Raw genomic sequence first — 3,999 nt, 5'->3', positions numbered from 1 at the left:
ATATGCGGAAAGCAGTCAGGCTGCGATCCGTATATACCTTTTTAGATTTATGTGTGCTATTTAATTGTTACTCATCTTTCTTGAGACTGAAGGAAGAGGAAGATGTAGTTGAGCTTGTTGTTGTATAAGGATTAGATGCGTGGGCATCCTGCTCTGAAGCTGCCGGCTGCTGTGAGTAGAACGGATCACTGTAAGACGTCTGCGGTGCCTGTGTCTGTTCTGCAGTGCCGTAGCTGCCACTGTTTGTAGTGCCGTACTGCTGTGTATAGCTGCCACTGTCTGTACTGCCATACTGCTGTGTATAGCTGCCGTTATTTGGGCTGCCTGTGCTGCCCGGAGTGTACACGCCGTTGAAATCGCCTGTACCGTCATAGTAACCTGTGCCTGCTGGCTGTGCAGATGCGCTGATGGTGTTCTTGCTTCTTGTTGCCTTCAGGATCATGATCACTGCTGCCAGTAGGAATACAGCTCCGAGGACAAGCTTGAATATGTAATCTGAAGAGTCAACCATCTCTATATAGTAAGGAAAAGCTTCTGCCTTTGCGGTCGCATAGTCCTCACTTGTAGGAGTGTATCCATAATATTGTGCGTATGCGTCGACATACTTGGTGATGTAGTCGTCAAGGAAGCCCTGCACCTTGTCGCTGTTCTTGCGGATGACTCCTGTTATGTAGATTGGTTCTGCATCGTCAGCAGATGAGATCGCGTCAAATTTGGCGTCATCACTCTTGGAGATCGATATTCCGATCCACTTGGATGTGTCTCTTTTTGAGCCGTCTTCATTCTTGTCGCAGATATCAACGAGATAGTAGTATCCGTCGGTCTTGGTGACCGTGTGATTGTACGTTGTAGTCTTCTCAATGTAAGCTCCGTATCCGTAGGTGAGTGTTCCCTCCACATACACTCCCGGTTTAACTTCCGATTCGTCACATGTAGTAACGTTTAGAAGCTTTCCGTGTAAACCGATAAATGTTCGTATACCCAGGAATAAAAGAACTATTCCGAATATACCGAAAACAACTGCTGATACGATGGGATTCCCCCTTTTTCCTTGTCCTTGCCATAATGTTACCTCACTTTTTTATTTGTTATGAATTATACATAACCACTTCAATACCTCACTTTTCTACAGTACAGGTAAAAAACTAATATTTCAAGTAAAAAAGGCAAAATCAAAAAAAATTAGACATTTTTTATGGTATACTCATTCATGGTGGTGATTTTATGGCAAAGAAAACAAAAAAGAATGAGAAAAAGTACATATATATAATTCCGGCAGTGCTGTGGATGATATTCATATTTTACATGTCGTCCAGAACAGGAGATGACTCGTCGGCGGTGAGCAACCCCATGACAGACTTTATAGTGGGTTTGTTCCAGAAGGTGAGAAATGATTCCGCGCCCGTGGTTGACAGGATGACGGGAGTGGTGGAGATCATGGTCAGAAAGGGTGCACACATGACGGAATATGGAATCCTTCTGGCTCTGCTGGCCCTGGCGGTCAGAAAGGCCGGCGGAAGGATGGCTTCGGCTGGCGTGTATATATGGTCAGTTGTGATAACATTTGTCTATGCGTGCTCCGATGAGATTCATCAGCTCTTTGTCGCTGACAGGGCAGGCAGGGGCACGGATGTGCTTATAGATATGTGCGGCGCACTGGCAGCTCTTCTTATTATATGGGGCTCAAAGAGCACAAGGGGAAGGATAATAATGGGCTTTGTGATAGGGATAGTGCTGGTGGCAGCGGTTATGTTCCTTTTCCTGTGGCCTTTTTAGAGCGCATTTAGTATTGGCAGCCTTGAATTAGAGTGGGGCAGATGGTATATTAAAAAAGACTATGAGCATCACATTACCGATGCTGACTGGAGGATGCAGAATGACATTAGCAGATGTTAGAAAGAACATAGACCGGGTCGACAAGGAGATCAAGCAGCTCTTCAAGGAGAGAATGGTTCTTGCGGACAATGTTGCTCAGGTCAAGGCAGAGACCGAGGATGACATATATAAGCCAGACCGCGAGGAGGCCATCATATCCAATCTCACAGGGGATGTGGATGATAACATCAAGATGGAGTACACGGCGCTTATCAAGAGAATCATGGAGATAAGCAGAAAGTACCAGTATGGAAGGACTCTGGAGCTCAGGAACTGCCTAGATGTGGAGTATGATGTGAAGGAGCCTGACATAGATGCGGTGGCGATGATAAAGCCGGAGCTGTACATTTGTCAGGGATGCTCGAGGGACAAGGTCATTGCGGTGGACTCATACGATGAGGTGTATGAGCTCATAAAGACTGGCAAGGTAGACGCCGGAATGGGAATACTTGAGGACATAAGCTACGGAGTTTCGGATGCGCTTCACGAGGTGCTCACCAACAACAAGCTGTATATATACAGATGTAACATTGTAAATGAGAATGGACACAACAAGAAGGTTGTCACATTTGCAGACCACCTCATAGTGGAGGAGAACCACAACAGGCTGAAGGTGATGTTCGTATGTAAGAATAAGAGCGGAAGTCTCAGCAGCATACTGTCCATGATCTCTGATTACGGGGTGAACCTCACAGAGATACACTCGGCGCCAAACAGGCAGGAGCATTGGAATTACAGATTCTATGTGGAGCTGTCTGCCAATTTACTGAAGAAGGATATACAGGCTTTAGTGTTCCAGCTCATGAACGAGACGGAGGAGTTTACGATCCTCGGAAGCTATGCCTGTGACGAGGAACAGTTTTAGAGAAAAAATAATTTTTAAGGAGAAAATATCATGATAGACAAGTTAGTAAAGAATATCCAGAAGACAAATGCACCTATAGTAGTTGGACTTGATCCAATGCTCAACTATGTACCGGAGCATATCCAGAAAGCTGCATTTGCAGAGTATGGCGAGACACTTGAGGGCGCTGGTGAGGCTATATGGCAGTTCAACAAGGGAATAGTTGACGCTACATATGATCTTATACCTGCAGTTAAGCCACAGATAGCCATGTATGAGCAGTTCGGAATCGAGGGACTCAAGGCATTCAAGAAGACAGTTGACTATTGCAAGGAGAAGGGACTTGTCGTTATCGGAGATATAAAAAGAGGCGATATAGGTTCAACATCAACAGCATATGCGGTTGGTCATATCGGAAAGGTACAGGTGGGAAGCAAGACATATGCTGGATTTGATGAGGATTTCATCACAGTAAACCCGTACCTTGGAACAGACGGAATCAAGCCATTTGTGGATGTGTGCAAGGAGGAGAACAAGGGTATATTCGTTCTCGTCAAGACATCCAATCCATCATCAGGTGAGTTCCAGGACAGACTTGTGGATGGACGTCCACTCTATGAGATAGTCGGAGATATGGTTGACAAATGGGGCAGCGATGTTGTAGGTGAATCAGGATATTCAGCGGTTGGAGCTGTTGTCGGTGCCACATACCCTGAGATGGGCAAGGTGCTCAGAAAGGTTATGCCAAAGTCATTTATCCTTGTTCCGGGTTACGGAGCACAGGGGGGTAAGGCTGCAGACCTTGTACACTACTTCAATGAGGACAGACTCGGTGCGATCGTCAACTCATCAAGAGGAATCATAGCTGCTTACAAGCAGGACAAGTATGCACAGTTTGGTGCTGAGAACTATGCAGATGCCTCAAGACAGGCAGTAGTTGACATGATCGAGGATATCAACGGCGCACTTGATGCGTAAAAAGCAGAAAGTGTTTGGCGGATCAAGGTAGTTCGCCGTACACTGATAATAGAATGATTATGGAGGAAGAGTATGGGCAAACTTAAGATGACAGCAAAGGTGGTCAGTCAGGAGACTCTTGCCACAGATGTATACAGTCTGGTGCTTGAAGCTCCAGAGATAGCTTCACAGGCTATAGCAGGACAGTTCGTGTCTGTATATACTCACGATGGCAGCAAGATGCTCCCGAGACCTATCAGCCTCTGCGGAATAGACAGGGAGGCGGGAACACTCCGCCTTGTATACAGAGTGGTTGGATTTGG

At 46.0% G+C, this 3,999-nt stretch carries 4 protein-coding genes and 1 pseudogene; 4 read left to right on the top strand and 1 reads right to left on the bottom strand.

Annotated features, from left to right (window positions below):
- Nucleotides 1–67: 67 nt before the first annotated feature.
- Complete coding sequence (locus CCU_RS11455) at nucleotides 68–1,033, bottom strand: DUF6709 family protein (protein WP_330369949.1); 966 nt, start codon at nucleotides 1,031–1,033, stop codon at nucleotides 68–70.
- Between the two features lie 191 nt (nucleotides 1,034–1,224).
- Between CCU_RS11455 and CCU_RS11450 the strand changes: the two genes are divergently transcribed.
- The 4 genes and pseudogenes from CCU_RS11450 to CCU_RS11435 form a co-directional block, all read left to right on the top strand.
- Entirely contained in the window at nucleotides 1,225–1,776 is a 552-nt protein-coding gene (locus CCU_RS11450; RefSeq protein ID WP_015534779.1) for a VanZ family protein, read from the top strand.
- Nucleotides 1,777–1,876: 100 nt separating this feature from the next.
- Nucleotides 1,877–2,740 carry a chorismate mutase gene (locus CCU_RS11445; protein WP_015534778.1) on the top strand — a complete coding sequence of 288 codons (864 nt, stop codon included), beginning with the start codon at nucleotides 1,877–1,879 and terminating at the stop codon, nucleotides 2,738–2,740.
- Nucleotides 2,741–2,770: 30 nt separating this feature from the next.
- Nucleotides 2,771–3,697 carry an orotidine-5'-phosphate decarboxylase gene (gene pyrF, locus CCU_RS11440; RefSeq protein ID WP_015534777.1) on the top strand — a complete coding sequence of 309 codons (927 nt, stop codon included), beginning with the start codon at nucleotides 2,771–2,773 and terminating at the stop codon, nucleotides 3,695–3,697.
- A 72-nt stretch (nucleotides 3,698–3,769) separates the two neighbouring features.
- A pseudogene (locus CCU_RS11435) lies at nucleotides 3,770–3,999 on the top strand (dihydroorotate dehydrogenase electron transfer subunit); the annotation flags it as partial.

It is taken from the genome of Coprococcus sp. ART55/1, assembly GCF_000210595.1.
Taxonomy (GTDB): Bacteria; Bacillota; Clostridia; order Lachnospirales; family Lachnospiraceae; genus Coprococcus; species Coprococcus aceti.
The sequence above is the reverse complement of the archived record's forward strand: the minus strand, read 5'-3'. Positions and strand labels throughout refer to the sequence as shown.

Excerpts from the sequence above, each read along its gene's own strand:
- CCU_RS11450 (WP_015534779.1), top strand. The coding sequence starts at position 1,225 with ATGGCAAAGAAAACAAAAAAGAATGAGAAAAAGTACATATATATAATT.
- CCU_RS11445 (WP_015534778.1), top strand. The coding sequence starts at position 1,877 with ATGACATTAGCAGATGTTAGAAAGAACATAGACCGGGTCGACAAGGAG.
- pyrF (WP_015534777.1), top strand. The coding sequence starts at position 2,771 with ATGATAGACAAGTTAGTAAAGAATATCCAGAAGACAAATGCACCTATA.